Below are 18111 nucleotides of genomic sequence, written 5' to 3' on the forward strand. Positions count from 1 at the left end.
ATTATTTGGAGAAGACCATGTCTAAAGTGACTGTCTTATCTCGTGGGCTACTCATCTCTACGCTTTCAATGACAATGACGGCGTGTATGAATATGCAAGCACCTCAGCCGATGATCAAATCAGATATTCCACAGAATTTTGCGCAGACAAACACAGGAATTTCGATTGCACATCAGGGCTATAAACAATTCTTTGTTGATACGCAATTATTACAAGTGATTGAAATCAGCTTAGATCACAATCGTGATTTACGTACAGCCACGTTGAATATTCAACGTGCACAGCAACAGTACCAAATCAGCAAAAATGATCAACTACCGACTATTGGTGCAAATGGTAGTGCGATTCGACAAGTCAACGCTTCTGTGAATCCCAATAACCCTTATTCAGCTTTCCAAGTCGGGCTTGGTATGACAGCCTATGAACTGGATTTTTGGGGACGTGTGAAAAGCTTAAAAGATGTGGCGTTGAATAATTACTTTGCCACGCAAAGCGCACAAGAAGCCACGCAGATCAGTTTAGTCAGCCAAGTCGCGCAAGCTTGGTTGGATTATGCCTATGCTCAAGCCAATTTAAACTTTGCTGAACAAACACTTAAAGTGCAACTTGATGCGTACAATCTGAACAAAAAACGTTTTGATGTGGGCATTGAAAGTGAAGTCCCTTTGCGTCAGGCGCAGATTTCCGTAGAGACTGCCACAAATGATGTGGCTGCGTATAAAACCCAAGTATTACAGGCACAGAATTTACTCAATCTATTGGCTGGGCAAGTTGTTCCTCAACACCTTCTTCCAAATCATGCCGTGAAAAGTATCAGTATGGAGACCAACTTTGCGACAGGTTTAAGTAGTGATTTACTCAATAATCGCCCTGATCTCAAAGCGGCTGAATACCAACTTAAAGCAGCAGGCGCAAATATTGGCGCAGCAAAAGCACGTATGTATCCAAACATTAGTCTGACAGGTTCTACAGGTTATGCCTCAACTGAACTGAAAGATTTATTTAAATCTGGCGGTTTTTCTTGGTCAGTTGGCCCAAGTATTGAACTTCCTATCTTCGATTGGGGGACGCGTAAAGCCAATATTAAGATTGCTGAAACAGAACAGAAAATTGCATTGGCAAATTATGAAAAAGCTATTCAATCTGCATTCCGTGAGGTCAATGATGCCTTGGCTGCACAGGCTCATATCGAAGAGCGTTTAAATGCGCAACGCCGTTTGGTTTCCGCGACCGATACCACCTACAAATTATCCACGGCTCGCTTTAGAGCAGGCATAGAGAGTTATTTAAGCGTGTTGGATGCTCAACGCTCTGCTTACGCAGCTCAACAAGGTCTACTCATGCTTGAACAAACCAAATTGAATACTCAAATCGAATTATACAAAGCTTTAGGCGGTGGATTATCTAGACCCATTTCTTAACTTTTCAATGATGAGAACTCAGTGCCTCATTCAAGAGAATTTTATTTATTCAATCAGCGCAAAATAAGAAAGGGTCTTCAACTTGAGAATTATCGCAGGGCTATCTATTAAAAGATTACTCCATTCTTAACTTCCACACGCCATAAAAAAGCGCCTTCTCAAAAGCGCTTTCTTATGGACTTTGGTTTAAATCAGATTTTCAAAAAGAGCATGTTTTATTTTGCTTTTTGCAGACGTAAAGCGTTCAAAACCACAGACAACGAACTCAGTGACATCGCCACCGCAGCAAACATCGGGGTGAGTAATAAACCTGTTAATGGGTAGAAAATTCCTGCTGCCACAGGTACACCCAAACCGTTATACACAAAGGAAAAAGCAAGGTTTTGTTTCATATTACGAACACCCAGTTTCGCCATATGTAGGGCATCGGCTGCTCCACGAATGTCACCTTTCACCAAAGTGACTTGCGCAGTTTGTTTCGCGATATCAGTTCCGTTCCCCATAGCAATCCCGACATTGGCTTGTGCTAAGGCTGGTGCATCATTAATCCCATCTCCCGCCATCGCCACAATTTTACCTTGGGCTTGATATTTCTTCACGATCTCCAGTTTTTCAGTTGGCGTACAGTTGCCATAGACTTGTTGAATACCCAATTCATTAGCCACCAACTGGGCATTTTGTTCGTGGTCACCTGTTGCCATGACCACTTCAATACCATCATCAATCAGCTGTTGAATGACTTGCTGAGCATTGGCCTTAATCGCATCGTGAATAGAAATATAAGCCAGCACTTCTTGGTTATTGCTTAAGAAACTGATCACGTTACCTGTCGCACGTTGCTGATTCAACTGGCTTTGCAAAGTATCATCTAAAGTAATGCCGAGTTGTTCTAGCAGCTTTTGGCTGCCAATATAGAGGGTTTGCTCGCCGATCTGCCCTTTGACACCAAACCCAGTCACATCTTCAAAGTCTGCTACTTTAAGCAATTGCTGTGCAGGGACAATTTGAGTCAGAGTTTGAGCAATCGGATGACTAGAATATTGCTCAATCGAGGCAATCCACTGTTCTACTTGAGTTTGTTCTACATTTGGACTGAGCAACTGAATTTCTTTAAGGCTTGGTTTACCTTCCGTCAGAGTCCCTGTTTTATCGACAATCAGCGTATTCACTTTACTTAACGCTTCAATCGCCTCTGCATCTTTAAACAGTACCCCTTTTTGTGCCGCGCGCCCTGTAGTGGCCATCACGGACATTGGCGTCGCTAAACCCAGCGCACATGGGCAAGCAATAATCAGTACCGCCACCGCACACATCAGTGCCAAGTCAAATTGTGCACCACCAAAGATCATCCAAGCAGCAAAGGTCAGCACACTAATCAATAGCACGATGATGACAAAGTACTTGGCAAATATATCGGCCAAACGCTGTAACGGCGCTTTTGAACGCTGTGCTTCTGCTACCGTTTGAATCATTTTCGCCAAAGTGGTATTCGCCCCGACCGCCGTGGTTTGAATACGAATACTGCCTTGTTGATTGACCGTACCACCGATCACCGTGTCATGCACTTGCTTTTTCACAGGTACAGGTTCGCCCGTCATCATGGCTTCATCGACATAGGTTTTGCCTTCCACCACCACACCATCTAGTGGAATCTGCTCACCTGAGGCAATTTGTAAAATATCGCCTTGTTTGACCATACCAATATCCACTTCAACCACTTGATCGTTTTGAACCAACTTGGCCGTGTTGACTTGCAGTTTCAGTAAGGCTTTGAGTGAGTCTGCGGTTTTTGCACGCGCTTTCAACTCCATGATTTGACCAAGCAAACTTAGAGACACGATCATACAGGCCGCTTCAAAGTACACTGCAACGCCGTGCCCAGTTTTGGCTTCCATTGGAATCACACTTGGGAAAATCGTTGCCACGACACTATAAATATAAGCTGCCAACACCCCGACACCAATAAGGCTCCACATATTGAGGTTGCGGGTTTTATACGAAGTCCAGCAACGTTCAATAAAGGGTTTACCCGCCCACAGCACCACAGGAGTCGCGAGGACTAGCTCAATCCACGGCTGAATATGCGGTGAAATGAAACTATGAATGTGCGAACCCATCGCCAGTACAAATACAATCAACGTCAGTGGTAAAGTCATCCAAAAGCGATGGCTAAAGTCCACCAACTCTGGGTTGGGTGCATCATCTAAAGTCGGTTGCATCGGCTCGAGTGCCATACCACAAATCGGACACGTCCCCGGTCCTTTTTGTACAATTTCAGGGTCCATCGGACAGGTATAGTCCATATCCGCAGCCCCTTCAGGCACAGGACGCTGATCTGGTGGAATCAGATAAAACTTAGGGTCAGCCTTAAACTTATCTAAGCAAGAAAGATTACAGAAATAATATGTCTGTTGCTGATAATCCGTTTTTAACTCTGTATTTGGGTCAACGGACATACCACAGACAGGATCAATAAATGCGGATGAACCAGATGGAGCATGATGTTCATGCTTTCCTGCACCGCAGCAACTACTTTTGGCTGGTTCTGCGTTAGGTTTAGGTGCACAACAACTGGCTTTGGTATCTGGTTCTGTTTGTGGCTTAGGCGCACAACAGGATGCTTTTTTCTCAACCACTTTCGGAGTCGTCCCACAACAATCTGAAGCTTTAACTACAGAATCTAAATGTTCAACCTTTACATAAGCCTCTGGATTGGCAATGAATTTTTGCTGACACTTTTCACTACAAAAATAATAATCCTGCCCCTGCCACTCGGTGTGCGGTTTGCTTAAATCCGTCACGGTCATACCACACACAGGGTCAATAAATGTGGTCTTCTCTGCATCTGACACAGGTTTGGATCCGCAACCACAGCCTTTGGAAATAACTACAGCACTACCCTCTTTCGCCTGAGATGAAGCATTGCTTAAATCTGTTTTCGGCTTACCGCAACAAGTGCTTGATTGTTTTTCTGAGCCTAAGTAAGCCTCTGGGTTAGTGGCAAATTTATTTAAACAGCCTGAGCAACAAAACAAATAACGAGCAGATTGATGCTCATACACATGTGGAGAATCTTCCGCCACTGTCATACCACAAACTGGGTCGATCCTTATCACCGTAGGCGCTAATTTATCTTTGGAACAGCAAGAAGTTTTGTGTTGCTCACTCATTCTGACTCACCTTTTATTTTTTGATTGTGTTAGCATAAAGTCTGTACCTAGGTACTGAGTCAAGCCTTTTGGAGATTATTTTATGCTCACTATCGGCAAACTGGCAAAACAGTGTCATGTTAATGTAGAAACGATTCGTTATTATCAACGCATTGGTCTGATGCGCATTCCTGAAACCACCCAAAGTTATCGCTACTACAGCCAGCAAGACATTGAAACTCTGGGCTTTATTCAAAAAGGTAAAGATGCGGGCTTACAGCTGAGTGAAATTCAAGATCTACTACATTTGCAACTGGATGACCGCGAAAAAGTCCGTCATGTGATTCAGCAACGTCTGGAAAAAATTGATCAACGGATTCAAGAGCTGAATGCTTTGAAACAACGGCTTTCAACTTGGGTGGATGAATGTAAAACCACGACAGATAGCTGTTGCCCTATTTTGCAAGAACTGAAAAAAGGTTCAACGATTGCACCATAAACAATTGCCGTCTTTTTTGACTTGGCGATCACTTTCACACTTATCTTTTCGATACTCAGGACTGCGTTCACCATGTCGATTGAACTTGCCCAACTCAGAAAACAGCTTCGCAAACAACGCAGACAAGTTTCCTCCTACCAACAGCAGCAGTCCGAACAGCAAATTTTACAGCGCTTAAAACGCGTGCCCGAATTCAAACAGGCCAAGCATGTCGGTATTTATCTACATGCTTTTGGGGAAATTCAGACCCGTAAAATCATTGAATATTGTTTTCATCAGAAAAAAGCAGTGTATTTACCAATGATTTGCAATATGAACCAGCGCTTGGTGTGGGTCAAAGTTTCACACAACCAATTTCAAAATAAACGCTTTTCCCACCATCCGTTAGGTATGCAAGAGCCTATGGCAACACGTGGGCAACACGTTTCACATTTAGACCTCCTGCTCATGCCCTTATTGGCTTGTGATCCTTATGGCACACGTATTGGCATGGGCGGTGGTTTTTACGATAAAACCTTGGCTTCTGCGCCCTATCACCGTCCGTTTCGCCTTGGTTTGGCCCATCACTTCCAGTTAGTGCCACAGCGCTTGATTCGAGAAACATGGGATCAGCCTTTAGATGGACTGCTGACCCCTCAACAACATTTACGCTTCAAGCGCTAAAATTGACATTTTTGACTGTTGAGAATACTTAAAAATCACATGTTTAGTCATTTTTTATACAATTTATTTTGACCTGCCCTTGTATTTTTTAAAATACCCATCACTATAAAAAACATGGCAACACCGTTGTCACTCATTAGGAGTGCCCATGTCTGAAATTATTATGAATCAAGAAACCTTAGAGCCTCAGGTTCCAAGTGTATTACCACTTTTAGCGTTACGTGATGTCGTGGTGTATCCACACATGCAAATCGCGCTATTTGTAGGTCGTGAAAAATCGATCAATGCAGTTGATGTGGCTCGTAACAGTGACAATCTAGTATTTGTAGTTGCTCAGAAAGATTCTCTTTCAGAAGAAATTGATCACGACAACTTATATCAATACGGTACTGTCGCGAAGATTGTGCAAGTTGTGAATCATGAAAATGATGAAAACTGTATAAAAGTATTAATTGAAGGCTTGCATCGTTCAAAGTTAGAAAAAATCATTGATGAAAATGATTATCTAACCGCAGAACATGCGCTTAGCCCAATGTCAGTCCACATTGACGAAACAACGCAAGAAACACGTGTACAAGAGTTACGTGCTCTGTTTGCTCAATATGCTGAAGCAAAGCTGCGCAATGCACGTGAACTGATTGCTGCTGCGAACAAGATTGACGATTTACTCCAATTGTTATTCTTCGTAGCGACCCGTGTTCCACTGAATATTGATGTGAAGCAAAAATTCCTCGAACACGATGAGTTTGAAGCCCATCTACAAGAACTAATGACGTATTTATTGCAACAATCTGAAGAACAACAGATTGAGCAAACTTTACATGACTCAGTGAAGCGTCAAATGGAGAAAAATCAACGCGAATACTTCCTCAATGAAAAGATGAAGGTCATTCAGCGTGAGCTTTCTGACATGAATGGCGGCGCGGAAGATGACGTTGCTGAAATTGAAAAACGTCTTGCTGAAGCTGATTTACCTGAACACGTGCGTAAAAAAGCTGAAAGCGAATTCCGTAAACTCAAAGCAATGCAACCTGCGTCTAGTGAAGCGGCTGTGGTGCGCAATTATATCGAGGCTATCTTAGATACGCCTTGGAATAAAGCCAGCAAAGTCAGCATTAACTTAAGCAAAGCGCAAGAAATTCTCGATGCAGATCATTACGGCTTAGACGACGTGAAAGATCGTATTGTGGAATATCTCGCAGTTCAATCTCGCGTGAAAAAACTCAAAGGCCCAATCCTTTGTTTGGTTGGCCCTCCAGGTGTAGGTAAAACTTCACTGGGTGAATCGGTTGCGAAAGCGACAGGTCGTGAGTTTGTCCGTATGGCACTCGGTGGCGTACGTGACGAAGCGGAAATCCGTGGTCACCGTCGTACCTATATCGGTGCGATGCCGGGTAAAATTGTGCAGTCTTTAACGAAAGTTGGCGTGAAGAACCCATTGTTCTTGCTCGACGAAATCGACAAGATGGCACAAGACTACCGTGGCGACCCTGCTTCTGCATTGCTTGAAGTACTCGATCCATCACAGAACAGCAAGTTTAACGATCACTATTTAGATCTTGATCTGGACCTGTCTGAAGTGATGTTCATTTGTACGGCCAACAGCATGAATATTCCAGAAGCTTTGCTAGATCGTATGGAAGTGATTCGTCTACCGGGTTATACCGAAGATGAAAAAGTCAATATTGCTGAGCGTTACCTTGTTCCTAAAGCAATCAAGAACAACGGCCTACGTGCAAAAGAATTGACTGTTCATGAAGAAGCGATTCGTGACATCGTACAACGTTATACCCGTGAAGCTGGTGTACGTAGCTTAGAACGTGAAGTCTCTAAAATTGCCCGTAAAGTGGTAAAAGAAGCGGTCAGCAAAAAGGCGAAAAACCTGCAAGTTGATGTGACTTCAGTCAATCTTCCAGACTACTTAGGTCCACATAAGTTTGACTTTGGTATGGCGGAAGATGAAGCCCAAGTGGGTCGTGTCAACGGTTTAGCATGGACTTCTGTCGGTGGTGAGTTATTGACCATTGAAGTTGCAGCAGTCAAAGGTAAAGGAAAATTCATCACCACAGGTTCACTCGGTGACGTGATGAAAGAATCCATTACTGCTGCTATGACCGTGGTACGTACCCGTGCAGATGAACTCGGTATTGATGCATCTCGCTTTGATGAAACAGATGTACACGTTCACTTACCTGAAGGTGCAACACCTAAAGATGGCCCTTCTGCAGGTCTCGCGTTAACGACAGCATTGGTTTCTGCCTTTACTGGTATTCCAATTCGTCCTGATATCGCGATGACAGGTGAAACCAGTCTAGGGGGCCGTGCAATGCGTATTGGTGGCTTGAAAGAGAAACTACTCGCAGCACACCGTGGTGGAATTAAGCTGGTCTTCATTCCTCAAGACAACGTCCGTGATTTATCTGAAATCCCTGACAATGTCAAAGAAGGTTTAGAGATTAAAGCAGTGAAATCAATTGATGAGATTTTACCGTTAGCATTAACATCTATGCCTGAACCATTGGTTAAGGCACCGATTGTGAAAGCAGTCGATGAAGGCAAAAAAGCTGCACGCCACTGATTCGGTATGATGAAAAGAGAGAGCTTCGGCTCTCTTTTTTTATTACAAATCAGCGTAGAGAATTCCACATACCGTCGTACATTGAGCAACTACAATAATTCAATCAAGGGATAGATGTAGGACAAATAAAATGAAAAATCCAATTGGATGGTTTGAAATTTATGTAGATGACTTATCTCGTGCCAAACAATTTTACCAATCCGTTTTTAAGGTTCAGCTGACTGAACTTACACCACCTTCAGATGGTAATTCACTGCAAATGTGGGCATTTCCATCAGATATGCAAGCCTACGGTGCTTCTGGAGCACTGGTCAAAATGCCTGGTGTTGTTGCAGGAGCGAACAGTACCCTAATCTATTTTTCATGTGAAGATTGTGCGCACGAAGCCAGCCGTATTATGGAATTTGGTGGAAAAATTCATGAAGCGAAGATTTCTATTGGCGAATATGGTTATGTTGTGATTGCTTTCGATAGCGAAGGAAATATGATTGGTTTGCATTCTATGCAATAAAATAAACTTAAAATTCTAGCCTCACGTGTACATGCTTTTTTTATAAACCTTTTAAGCTAATTCAGACTTGAAAATTTTGTAAAAATCCCGATATAAATAGTAGGAATATGTATGTGCTGTATGTTTTCTCTTTATTCGATTTTTAAAATCGTATGGTCATCTGATTCTCCAGACGGATGACCTTTTATCGCAGTTCTCACTACTTGGGAACTGCGTTTTTTATTGTTTAATGATCCATTAAGGTTTCAATAAATGCTGCACCAGCCCGTCAATTACATTGGTCATTTTAGTTAAATTTAATGTGGCTAAACGATCTGTTTTGGCGTGATAATGAGCATTTCGATAAAAAGCAGTATCCGTAATCATCACTGCTGGAATATCAAACTCCCAATAATTCACATGATCTGAAAAATCGAAAGCATTGGCAAAGCTTGGTGCAACCAAACGCTGACATTCCAGTTGATTCAACTCCTGCATCGCAGCACAGTAGCCTGTACCTAAATCACGTGAACTGACATTACTCACGGTTGCAATAAAATTACCATGGGTTGGATAAATCCATTTTAAACCCACTGGATAGTTCTGAATCGGCTGCTCGCTAAAGAAACCAATCATGTCTAAAATATACACCCCTTTAATCTTCTCTTTGTGAGCTTGGACTGACTTCGCGTGGACATAACTCCCCATTTGCTGAGTTTTAGAAAATGGAGGCTCTTCCAGACTATAAAAAACGAACTCTACATTATTAGGTAGTTTAGACTTTTGCTCTGCCAAAATCCGTGCAGTTTCAATTACACCAGCAACACCAGAGGCATTGTCATCGGCGCCATCTTGCTCACCAAAGACGTCATAATGTGCCCCAACAATCACACGGTCTGCACGTCCGACGTTTAAACTACAAACTACATTTCGGTAGATTTGCTGATTGGCCGTAAAGTTTTGATATTGGCATGGCACACCCAACAAGCGCATCTGTTCTTTAATCCATGCAGAGACACGATTCAGCTCGTCGAGATTTTTATAATTACGTGCTTTGCCCTGACCAATCACCTGCTCCAAATAGACCTGTAAGTTTTGTTCATCAGCCATTTTGACGTTGCTTGCGAATACCGGCCCTGTGAAAGTACCCAGTACAACAATCAACAAAAAAGCCTGCTTTTTTAAAATTTTGAGCCACATTGTTATTATTCCAAGTATTTCTTATTCCACTCATTTGTTGAATTAAGCAACATTGGCTCAATGAATTCAATTGCATTTTGTTTCGTCTCACTGCAAAGCCATACTTTCACCGTTATAATAAATCGTCTCCATATACATACTTCATTATGAAAATCCGTATTCTGACCATTGGTCAAAAAATGCCAGCGTGGGTGCTCACTGGTTTTGAAGATTATTTTAAACGTATTCAGCCTTTTGTTCAGACACAAATTATTGAACTGCCAATGGCAAAGCGTGGCAAAAATGACTCGGAAGCAGATATTTTGAAGTATCGCCAAATTGAAGGCGATAGCATCTTGAATGCCATGAAAAGCAATGAAGTCTTGATTGCTTTAGAGGTTGGAGGACGCGAGTTTAGTACCGAAAAACTGGCTGAAACCATGAAAGGATGGATGCTTGAGGGTAATGATATTGTACTTGCTATTGGCGGACCTGATGGCCATTCTGAAGCAGTACGTAAAGCGGCTGCTTGGCATTGGTCATTATCTAAACTCACTTTGCCCCACCCCATGGTTCGCGTAATGCTAATTGAACAGCTATATCGTGCGATGAGCATCAACCATAATCATCCTTATCATCGGGCAGGTTAGGTCAATTTCCGTTCTATTTTCAGAACAATACGTTGATGTTTTTCACATTACTGAAATGAGCAGAATCTGACACAATTGTTTTCATCTTCCTTTATTAGGCTTTCACAATGAACTTACAAACGCTCCCCGGCTTATTCATTTCTCATGGCTCCCCCATGCTTGCGTTGAATCCTGAGCAAGTTGGGCCTGCGTTACACCGTTTAAGCCTAAACCTACCAAAGCCACAAGCCATCGTTATTATGTCTGCACACTGGGAAAGTAACGCACTAGAAGTAAGTACAGGTATACGTCCTGAGACATGGCACGATTTCCGCGGCTTTCCTGCTGAACTTTATGACATTCGCTACCCTGCCCCAGGTCAACCCCAGCTCGCTGAAGAAATCTTAAATTTGTTGGCAGAAGCAAATTTTTCAGCACATGCGAATGGCACCCGTCCGCGGGATCATGGCGTTTGGATGCCTTTACTACATATGTATCCTGATGCTGACATTCCTGTGGTAGAGATTTCTCTGCCAATGAACTTATCAGCCCAAGAGATTTATAGAATTGGACAAACGCTTGCGCCACTTCGTGAGCAGCAGGTATTACTGATTGGTTCTGGAAGTATCACACATAACTTAGCTGAGCTGTCTTGGCATGGCCAATCCCAAGCGGTACCTGAATGGGCATCGACATTTCGGAACCATGTGGTCGCAAAACTCAGTCATCAGGACTATGATGCGGTTTTAAACTGGGAATCTATTCCTTTTGTCCGTCGTAATCATCCAACTTTAGAACACTTTGCGCCCATATTTTTTGCGATGGGTACAGGGCATCGTTTTAATATTGTACATAGCAGCTTTACCATGGGTGCACTGGGTATGGACATTTATCGTTTCGACTAACACATAAATTTTAATTATAAATTAACAAAAAAATATTTATGGATACATTCTGAAACTGAAAAGAACTGAATGTATTCATTCTTTTAAAAAGAAGATCGGATATTATGGATCTTGTTATTTTAAATCAAGAACTTGTAACCATGAAATTAAAATATTTAGCGATTGCTCTTTTCCCACTCGCACTGGCCGCTTGCCAATCCTCTGATATCCAAAAAGTAGGAGATATCGCTGTGTCTGTACTCCAACAACAAAATGCAGATCAAACACTTGCAAACTACCATTGGAGCGCGAATACCACAGATGCGCCCAAGCCTTTGGTTTTAAACTTTGACAAAGCAGGTCGTCTAGGGATTGCAACCAGTTGTAACGGCATGGGGACTAGCTGGAAAGTTGAAAATAATCAAATCGTGACAGGTAACCTCATGGCAACACAAATGGCATGTGAACCGAAAGCCATGGCACAAGAAAAAGTCGTAGCCAACCTATTTGACAACCGTAAAGTGCCTTTCGTTTTAAATCTCAATGATCCTGAAGCACCAACATTAACAGTGATCTCTGCGAATGGTGAAAAAATTGTTTTCACAGGCAAGCAAACAGCTGAATCGAAATATCAAAGTCAAGGTGAAACTGTTTTCTTAGAAATCTCACCAGAGACCAAAACATGTTCTACAGGCGTTGCTCGTATGGAGTGCCTACAAGTTCGTGAACTTAAATATGCTGAAAATGGGGTAAAAACCCAAGTCGATAAAGACTGGACATTATTTTATAACCATATTGATGGTTTCACGCATAACCCGAAAGAGCGTCAGATTGTACGTGTGAAGCGTTATGAAATTCAAAACCCTGCGGCTGACCAATCCAAATATGCTTATGTGCAAGACATGATCATTGAACGTGAAGCGGTAAAAGGCTCATTGTAATCGTTCAATGACCTAGAAAAAAACCGAGGCTATACCTCGGTTTTTCTTGAGTATTGATCTAAGTGTATATAACTTAGAATACGCCTTGAGCAAGCATTGCATCGGCCACTTTTACAAAACCTGCAATGTTGGCACCATTAACATAGTTCACAGAGCCATCTTCTTGTGTACCGTATTTCACACAGTTACGGTGAATTTCTTTCATGATCGCATGTAAACGCTCATCAACTTCTTCAAACGTCCAACCCAAACGTAAAGCATTTTGTGACATTTCTAGGCCAGAAGTTGCAACACCACCCGCGTTCGATGCTTTGCCTGGTGCATATAAAATTTTCGCTTGAACGAACTTTTCTACCGCATCTAAAGTTGAAGGCATATTTGCCCCTTCAGCTACACAAATCACACCATTTGCAAGAAGCGCTTCTGCATCGGCCTGATCTAACTCATTTTGAGTTGCACATGGCAAAGCGATATCACATGGAATAGACCAAGGGCGCTGACCTTCTAAGTATTCAAAACCATGCTTAGAAGCAAACTCAGAGATACGACCACGTTTTACATTTTTTAGTTCCATCACTTCAGCAAGTAGCGCGTCAGTAAAGCCATTTTTGACATATACTGTACCTGCTGAATCGGACAATGAAACGACTTTTGCACCTAAATACATTGCTTTTTCAGCAGCATACTGTGCCACATTCCCTGAACCAGAAATGGTAACCGTTTTAGCTTGAAAGCTATCACCGCGAGTTTTCAGCATTTCTTCCGCAAAATACACTGTGCCATAACCCGTTGCTTCAGGACGAGCCAAAGAACCACCAAAACTTAAACCTTTGCCTGTAAACACACATGAAGTGTCATTGCTCAACTTCTTCATCATGCCAGCCATATAACCCACTTCACGCCCCCCCACGCCAATATCACCCGCAGGGATATCTGTATTTGAACCAAGGTGGCGATACAACTCAATAATCAGTGCTTGGCAAAAACGCATGATTTCACCTTCAGACTTGCCCTTAGGGTCGAAGTCTGCCCCCCCTTTACCCCCGCCCATAGGTAGTGTGGTGAGTGCATTTTTAAAAGTCTGTTCAAAACCCAAGAACTTAAGAATAGACAAATTCACCGATGGATGAAAACGCATACCACCTTTAAATGGACCAATTGCCGAGTTGTACTGAACGCGGAAAGCACGGTTAACATGTGTTTGACCTTGATCATCTACCCATGAAACGCGGAATTGAATTGCACGTTCTGGTTCTACTAAACGCTCTAGCAAACCGTGATCTGCATAACGAGGATTTTTTTCAATGAACGGCCAAAGGCTGGTCATGACTTCCTCTACCGCTTGTAGAAATTCAGGTTGATGTGCATCACGTGTTTTCACGTAATCTAAAAACTCATTAAGGCTGTTATATTTCAACGCTTAATCCTCAGCAAAAAAATGGATCAAAATTGGTCAAATTTTATAAACAATGTTAAATTTTGGCGCAAACAATTAAATATCTTTTCCCAACAATTCACAACACATTTATTCAAAAAAACATATTTATCATTTATATAACAATTATTTATATTAAATATGTCTTAAAACTGGTTATAAAAAATACCAATGAAAACACAGATTTAAAATAATTTTATGCGCAAAAAAGATGCAACAAATGAACCATTTTAGAACATAAGATTATTCAAAAAAAACATGGTAAAATTCAGCATCTACTTAAATTGTCCTAGTATCTCTGCACATACAGTTGCAGGGTCGGTTTACGCATGAACTCGCACATTTCACTTATCCAAAATATAGATGCTCTCCTTCCCCAAACCCAATGCGGGCTCTGTGGACATCGTGATGGTTGCTTGCCTTATGCTAAAGCCATCAGCGAAGGTGAGGCTGCCAATAAATGCGTCCCGGGTGGACAGCCTGTAGCAGATGCATTGGCTCAGTTGCTTAATCGGCCAAAATTCATCGCAGAAGAAAGTGTTTGGCCTATTCAGGCGGATGGCCGTCCGCAGAGAATGAAAGCCACCATTCGCGAGGATGAATGTATTGGCTGCACCAAATGTATTAGTGCCTGCCCAGTAGATGCGATCATTGGTTCTGGTAAACTCATGCACAGCATTTTGTCTGACCTATGCACAGGTTGTGAGCTATGTATTCCGCCCTGTCCTGTCGACTGTATTGACCTCATTCCAGATGCAGACGGAATACCGACCGAAATCTTGCGTAAAGCTGAGCAAGATGATCTAAGACAACGCTATTACGCACATATACAGCGTGAAGAAAAACAGCGTCTACACCGCAAAGGCCCAGTAGTTCGTGCTGAAATTGATACAGCGTTATTTGCCCAATTTTCAGCACAGAACGATGCAGTACCTGATATTCAGATCATTGAAAAAGAACCAGAAATGACGGTAAAACTCGATGCAAAATCCACCATTGAACTGGCGAAATTACGCGTACAAATCAAAAAACTAGAAAAGCAACTCAGCGTGCGTGAAGATACCAAAAAGCGTCTGTTGTTAGATGATTTAACCCAACAGCTTAATCAGTTACAGGAAGCTTAGAGCATGCTAACCACAAGCGGAAAACCTGTAAAAAACATGACCAAAAAGCAAATCCAAATCTTTTTTGAACGTTTACGAGCACAACGCCCAAACCCAAAAACTGAATTGAATTATTCAAGTCCTTTTGAGCTATTAGTGGCCGTGACCTTATCTGCTCAGGCAACGGATGTGAGTGTCAACAAAGCCACAGATAAACTCTTTCCAGTTGCCAACACACCTGAAACGATTTATGCCTTGGGTGTAGATGGTTTAAAAACCTATATTAAAACCATAGGCTTATATAATGCGAAGGCTGAAAATGTCATTAAAGCTTGTAAGATACTGATTGAAAAACATAATAGCATCGTGCCGAACAACCGTGCTGATTTGGAAGCTTTACCCGGTGTAGGGCGAAAAACAGCCAATGTGGTGTTAAATACTGCTTTTGGACAACCGACCATGGCGGTCGATACGCATATTTTTCGTTTAGGCAATCGTACAGGATTAGCGGTCGGCAAAAATGTGCTGGAAGTCGAACACCGTTTAGTGAAAGTCATACCGAAAGAATTTATTGTCGATTCACACCATTGGCTCATTTTACATGGTCGATACTGCTGTATCGCACGCAAACCGAAATGTCATGAGTGCATCGTTTCAGATGTATGTAACTGGCCAGATCGTTTTGAATTTGGTGCAGCACGCATTGCCACAAAAACGATAATAGAAGCTGAACATTAAAGTTCAGTTTTTATTTTTGATTGGATTTATCTTTTAAGTCTTGCTGCAACTTCGGATGCAACTGCCGTTCTGGTTGCTTATTCGACATTTTTTCTTGTTGACTGATATCGCGCAGCATTTTTGCGCTGATATAAAACAAACCTAATAACACCGCCACAGCAACAATAATTAAAACAATGATTCCAACTTGTGCCACACGCGACTCCATTTGAAAAGGATCAAGAAAAAGAGCCCTAATATGACTTAGAGCTCTTTCAATGTCAAAACATTGCCATGTTTATAACATGCAATTATTTGTCTTGATCAAGAATTGCAAACAAATCCGCTTGTACTTCGTCAATTGGACGTAAGCCATTCAGCTTGTCATAAGTTGGTGCATTTTCACCAGACGCTGCGCGACCTTGGTAGAAACCAACCAACTGTTCAGTTTCAGTATGGTATGAACCTAAACGTTTACGAATCGTTGCTTCTTGGTCATCTGGACGTTGTACCAATTCTTCACCAGTTTCGTCGTCTTTACCTTCCACTTTAGGTGGGTTGTAAACGATGTGATAAACACGACCCGATGCAGGGTGCTGACGGCGACCCGAAAGACGTTGTACAATTTCTTCGTCAGGAACATCAATTTCAATCACGTGATCAATGTTGATGCCTTCTTTTTCCAAAGCTTCAGCTTGCGGAATCGTACGAGGGAAACCATCAAAGATACAGCCATTTGCACAGTCAGGTTGCGCAATACGTTCTTTCACTAAACCAATGATCAGTTCATCAGATACAAGACCACCGTTGTCCATCACGCTTTTCGCCTGTAGACCGAGTTCAGTTCCTTCACGAATTGCAGCACGGAGCATATCACCGGTTGAAATTTGTGGGACATTGTAGCGCTTACAGATCAACTGAGCTTGTGTACCTTTACCTGCTCCAGGTGGTCCGAGTAAGATAATGCGCATAAAAAAACATCCTCATTTAAACAATGTATTTGACACTTTGTACATGTCGAAAAATTCGACATATTTTTAGCATCTAATTATAAGAAAGCCACAAACAAATGTATTGTACCCGCAATAAAGCCCGTTACCCCACCCAATAAAATCAAAATCCATTCGTCTTCCTGAAATGCAGGACGTAATAAGTTTTGAAATTCTTTCGGCGTTAGCTCTCGAATACGGTCTCTAAACATTTGATAGATTTTCTGTGCACGGCTCGCATTGAACGCTGGGTCGCATACAGGCACCATCGTAATTTCAATTGAACGATCAATCAAGTCCGTCTTCAGTTTTGCGTATTCACGTGGCCCCAAAGACAGTTGCAAAGATGTTCTCACCAATGGTGTTTCCATGATTTCATTAATATGACGTTTGACAATACGACGCGTCTTGTCTTTTTTATTGCCATACATCATTTCAGTCATGATGGATTTTAACGTAATCAGGTCTTCTGTGACTACACTTGCGAACACATCAGACACTTCTTCTTGGCGCTTCATAAATGCGCCTTGTACATTATAAGTCCCTATGCGTGGAATCACAGGTTTAATCCATGGAAACTTACGATTTTTTGTTAATTCAGTGAGTTGCAAGTATCGAACATAATGTGGCTCAATTGGGTTAAACACCATCCAAATCGCAATCCAGTTGGTTAAGAAGCCCCATACTGCCGCCCAAAATGGCACCGTCCAATGCCAAGGTACTACAAACCAAACAATCATTTGGAAGATACCAAAGAACATGCCGATGAGGGCACTAATATGCCAAATAAAGTTGATTTCTTTCTGACCCACTTTCAAGAACATACGAACCATCAATCTGCGGTCGCCTTCCATTTGGCTGACCACCATATCACGCATATCCACAAGTGACTCGACGTTCATGGTCAGTTCGGTCACTAATTCTCGGAGCACAGCTGGAAGTTGTTTATGTGCTTGCGCATAAATTCGACGTTTAATCGAATAAGGTAAATTTTCCCAAAGCACTGCATTGCGGTCAATCATGACTTCATCAATCAGATGCTCAAGTTCAAAACCGACTTGTTCACCAATGATCCGTGCCATATCCTCTGGATCCATTGCATCTAAAAATTCACGCAAAGAACCGAGCTTGGATAAAGTATTATCAGTAATAATGCCTGAAATACGCCCTGCCTTTCTGGGCACAATCCCCTGCCAACCGACAGGCAAAGGGCCAATATGGAAGCCCCAAAAGTTAATCGGATAAAAGACCATTTTCAGGGCCATCCAAACATGCGCCCATGTTACAAATGCAGTTACAGGGATAATACTGAGTACAGCCCAAAAATCGGGTCTATTCAAAAAGGTTTGCCACAACTGATTGACGTACTCAAGCATGCATAACTTCCATATTTAATTTTATTAACTGAATTATATAGCGTTTTAAAAAAGATAT

The 18111-nt window shown here is 42.1% G+C and carries 16 protein-coding genes; 10 read left to right on the forward strand and 6 right to left on the reverse strand.

Annotated features, from left to right (window positions below):
* Positions 1–17 precede the first annotated feature (17 nt).
* Positions 18–1421 carry an AdeC/AdeK/OprM family multidrug efflux complex outer membrane factor gene (gene adeC, locus B9T36_RS04830; RefSeq protein ID WP_086208415.1) on the forward strand — a complete coding sequence of 468 codons (1404 nt, stop codon included), beginning with the start codon at positions 18–20 and terminating at the stop codon, positions 1419–1421.
* Positions 1422–1636: 215 nt separating this feature from the next.
* Here adeC and B9T36_RS04835 read toward each other — a convergent pair whose 3' ends face one another.
* Positions 1637–4591 (reverse strand): heavy metal translocating P-type ATPase, encoded by a 2955-nt coding sequence (locus B9T36_RS04835; protein WP_086208416.1) that lies wholly within the window; start codon positions 4589–4591, stop codon positions 1637–1639.
* An 82-nt stretch (positions 4592–4673) separates the two neighbouring features.
* Here B9T36_RS04835 and B9T36_RS04840 point away from each other — a divergent pair, with 82 nt between their 5' ends.
* The 4 genes from B9T36_RS04840 to B9T36_RS04855 all read left to right on the forward strand — a co-directional run bounded on the left by B9T36_RS04840 (position 4674) and on the right by B9T36_RS04855 (position 8821).
* On the forward strand, positions 4674–5069 hold the full coding sequence (locus tag B9T36_RS04840) for a MerR family transcriptional regulator (RefSeq protein ID WP_086208417.1): 396 nt from the start codon (positions 4674–4676) through the stop codon (positions 5067–5069).
* A 72-nt stretch (positions 5070–5141) separates the two neighbouring features.
* Positions 5142–5732 carry a 5-formyltetrahydrofolate cyclo-ligase gene (locus B9T36_RS04845; RefSeq protein WP_086208418.1) on the forward strand — a complete coding sequence of 197 codons (591 nt, stop codon included), beginning with the start codon at positions 5142–5144 and terminating at the stop codon, positions 5730–5732.
* A gap of 148 nt (positions 5733–5880) precedes the next feature.
* On the forward strand, positions 5881–8310 hold the full coding sequence (gene lon, locus B9T36_RS04850) for an endopeptidase La (protein WP_086208419.1): 2430 nt from the start codon (positions 5881–5883) through the stop codon (positions 8308–8310).
* Positions 8311–8440: 130 nt separating this feature from the next.
* The gene (locus B9T36_RS04855) at positions 8441–8821 is read left to right on the forward strand and encodes a VOC family protein (RefSeq protein WP_086208420.1); all 381 of its coding nucleotides are present in this window, start codon (positions 8441–8443) and stop codon (positions 8819–8821) included.
* A gap of 237 nt (positions 8822–9058) precedes the next feature.
* Here the strand turns inward: B9T36_RS04855 and B9T36_RS04860 are convergent, their stop codons facing one another.
* Positions 9059–10000, reverse strand: coding sequence for a M20/M25/M40 family metallo-hydrolase (locus tag B9T36_RS04860; protein ID WP_086208421.1), 942 nt, complete (start codon positions 9998–10000; stop codon positions 9059–9061).
* A gap of 146 nt (positions 10001–10146) precedes the next feature.
* Between B9T36_RS04860 and rlmH the strand changes: the two genes are divergently transcribed.
* The 3 genes from rlmH to B9T36_RS04875 all read left to right on the forward strand — a co-directional run bounded on the left by rlmH (position 10147) and on the right by B9T36_RS04875 (position 12433).
* The gene (gene rlmH, locus B9T36_RS04865; protein WP_086208422.1) at positions 10147–10629 is read left to right on the forward strand and encodes a 23S rRNA (pseudouridine(1915)-N(3))-methyltransferase RlmH; all 483 of its coding nucleotides are present in this window, start codon (positions 10147–10149) and stop codon (positions 10627–10629) included.
* 107 nt (positions 10630–10736) lie between these two features.
* Positions 10737–11513, forward strand: coding sequence for a dioxygenase (locus B9T36_RS04870; protein WP_086208423.1), 777 nt, complete (start codon positions 10737–10739; stop codon positions 11511–11513).
* A gap of 140 nt (positions 11514–11653) precedes the next feature.
* Entirely contained in the window at positions 11654–12433 is a 780-nt protein-coding gene (locus B9T36_RS04875; protein WP_086208882.1) for an META and DUF4377 domain-containing protein, read from the forward strand.
* A 73-nt stretch (positions 12434–12506) separates the two neighbouring features.
* Here B9T36_RS04875 and gdhA read toward each other — a convergent pair whose 3' ends face one another.
* A complete protein-coding gene (gene gdhA / locus B9T36_RS04880; RefSeq protein ID WP_086208424.1) occupies positions 12507–13850 on the reverse strand; it encodes an NADP-specific glutamate dehydrogenase in 1344 nt (447 codons plus the stop codon).
* 347 nt (positions 13851–14197) lie between these two features.
* Here gdhA and B9T36_RS04885 point away from each other — a divergent pair, with 347 nt between their 5' ends.
* Both B9T36_RS04885 and nth read left to right on the forward strand, forming a co-directional pair.
* The gene (locus B9T36_RS04885; protein WP_086208425.1) at positions 14198–14992 is read left to right on the forward strand and encodes an RnfABCDGE type electron transport complex subunit B; all 795 of its coding nucleotides are present in this window, start codon (positions 14198–14200) and stop codon (positions 14990–14992) included.
* A gap of 3 nt (positions 14993–14995) precedes the next feature.
* The gene (gene nth / locus B9T36_RS04890) at positions 14996–15709 is read left to right on the forward strand and encodes an endonuclease III (protein ID WP_086208426.1); all 714 of its coding nucleotides are present in this window, start codon (positions 14996–14998) and stop codon (positions 15707–15709) included.
* 10 nt (positions 15710–15719) lie between these two features.
* On the opposite strand, the gene B9T36_RS04895 is transcribed toward nth, so the two are convergent.
* The 3 genes from B9T36_RS04895 to B9T36_RS04905 all read right to left on the reverse strand — a co-directional run bounded on the left by B9T36_RS04895 (position 15720) and on the right by B9T36_RS04905 (position 18053).
* Entirely contained in the window at positions 15720–15917 is a 198-nt protein-coding gene (locus tag B9T36_RS04895) for a hypothetical protein (RefSeq protein ID WP_086208427.1), read from the reverse strand.
* Between the two features lie 82 nt (positions 15918–15999).
* Complete coding sequence (adk, locus tag B9T36_RS04900; RefSeq protein ID WP_086208428.1) at positions 16000–16659, reverse strand: adenylate kinase; 660 nt, start codon at positions 16657–16659, stop codon at positions 16000–16002.
* Between the two features lie 77 nt (positions 16660–16736).
* A complete protein-coding gene (locus tag B9T36_RS04905) occupies positions 16737–18053 on the reverse strand; it encodes a hypothetical protein (RefSeq protein ID WP_086208429.1) in 1317 nt (438 codons plus the stop codon).
* Between the last annotated feature and the right edge of the window lie 58 nt (positions 18054–18111).

The sequence above is a fragment of the Acinetobacter sp. ANC 4204 genome, assembly GCF_002135205.1.
Taxonomy (GTDB): domain Bacteria; phylum Pseudomonadota; class Gammaproteobacteria; order Pseudomonadales; family Moraxellaceae; genus Acinetobacter.

What these genes read in the sequence shown, in the direction of transcription:
- adeC (WP_086208415.1), top strand. Translation starts at nt 18, where the DNA reads ATGTCTAAAGTGACTGTCTTATCTCGTGGGCTACTCATCTCTACGCTT.
- B9T36_RS04835 (WP_086208416.1), bottom strand. Translation starts at nt 4,591, where the DNA reads ATGAGTGAGCAACACAAAACTTCTTGCTGTTCCAAAGATAAATTAGCG.
- B9T36_RS04840 (WP_086208417.1), top strand. Translation starts at nt 4,674, where the DNA reads ATGCTCACTATCGGCAAACTGGCAAAACAGTGTCATGTTAATGTAGAA.
- B9T36_RS04845 (WP_086208418.1), top strand. Translation starts at nt 5,142, where the DNA reads ATGTCGATTGAACTTGCCCAACTCAGAAAACAGCTTCGCAAACAACGC.
- lon (WP_086208419.1), top strand. Translation starts at nt 5,881, where the DNA reads ATGTCTGAAATTATTATGAATCAAGAAACCTTAGAGCCTCAGGTTCCA.
- B9T36_RS04855 (WP_086208420.1), top strand. Translation starts at nt 8,441, where the DNA reads ATGAAAAATCCAATTGGATGGTTTGAAATTTATGTAGATGACTTATCT.
- B9T36_RS04860 (WP_086208421.1), bottom strand. Translation starts at nt 10,000, where the DNA reads ATGTGGCTCAAAATTTTAAAAAAGCAGGCTTTTTTGTTGATTGTTGTA.
- rlmH (WP_086208422.1), top strand. Translation starts at nt 10,147, where the DNA reads ATGAAAATCCGTATTCTGACCATTGGTCAAAAAATGCCAGCGTGGGTG.
- B9T36_RS04870 (WP_086208423.1), top strand. Translation starts at nt 10,737, where the DNA reads ATGAACTTACAAACGCTCCCCGGCTTATTCATTTCTCATGGCTCCCCC.
- B9T36_RS04875 (WP_086208882.1), top strand. Translation starts at nt 11,654, where the DNA reads ATGAAATTAAAATATTTAGCGATTGCTCTTTTCCCACTCGCACTGGCC.
- B9T36_RS04885 (WP_086208425.1), top strand. Translation starts at nt 14,198, where the DNA reads ATGAACTCGCACATTTCACTTATCCAAAATATAGATGCTCTCCTTCCC.
- nth (WP_086208426.1), top strand. Translation starts at nt 14,996, where the DNA reads ATGCTAACCACAAGCGGAAAACCTGTAAAAAACATGACCAAAAAGCAA.
- B9T36_RS04895 (WP_086208427.1), bottom strand. Translation starts at nt 15,917, where the DNA reads ATGGAGTCGCGTGTGGCACAAGTTGGAATCATTGTTTTAATTATTGTT.
- adk (WP_086208428.1), bottom strand. Translation starts at nt 16,659, where the DNA reads ATGCGCATTATCTTACTCGGACCACCTGGAGCAGGTAAAGGTACACAA.
- B9T36_RS04905 (WP_086208429.1), bottom strand. Translation starts at nt 18,053, where the DNA reads ATGCTTGAGTACGTCAATCAGTTGTGGCAAACCTTTTTGAATAGACCC.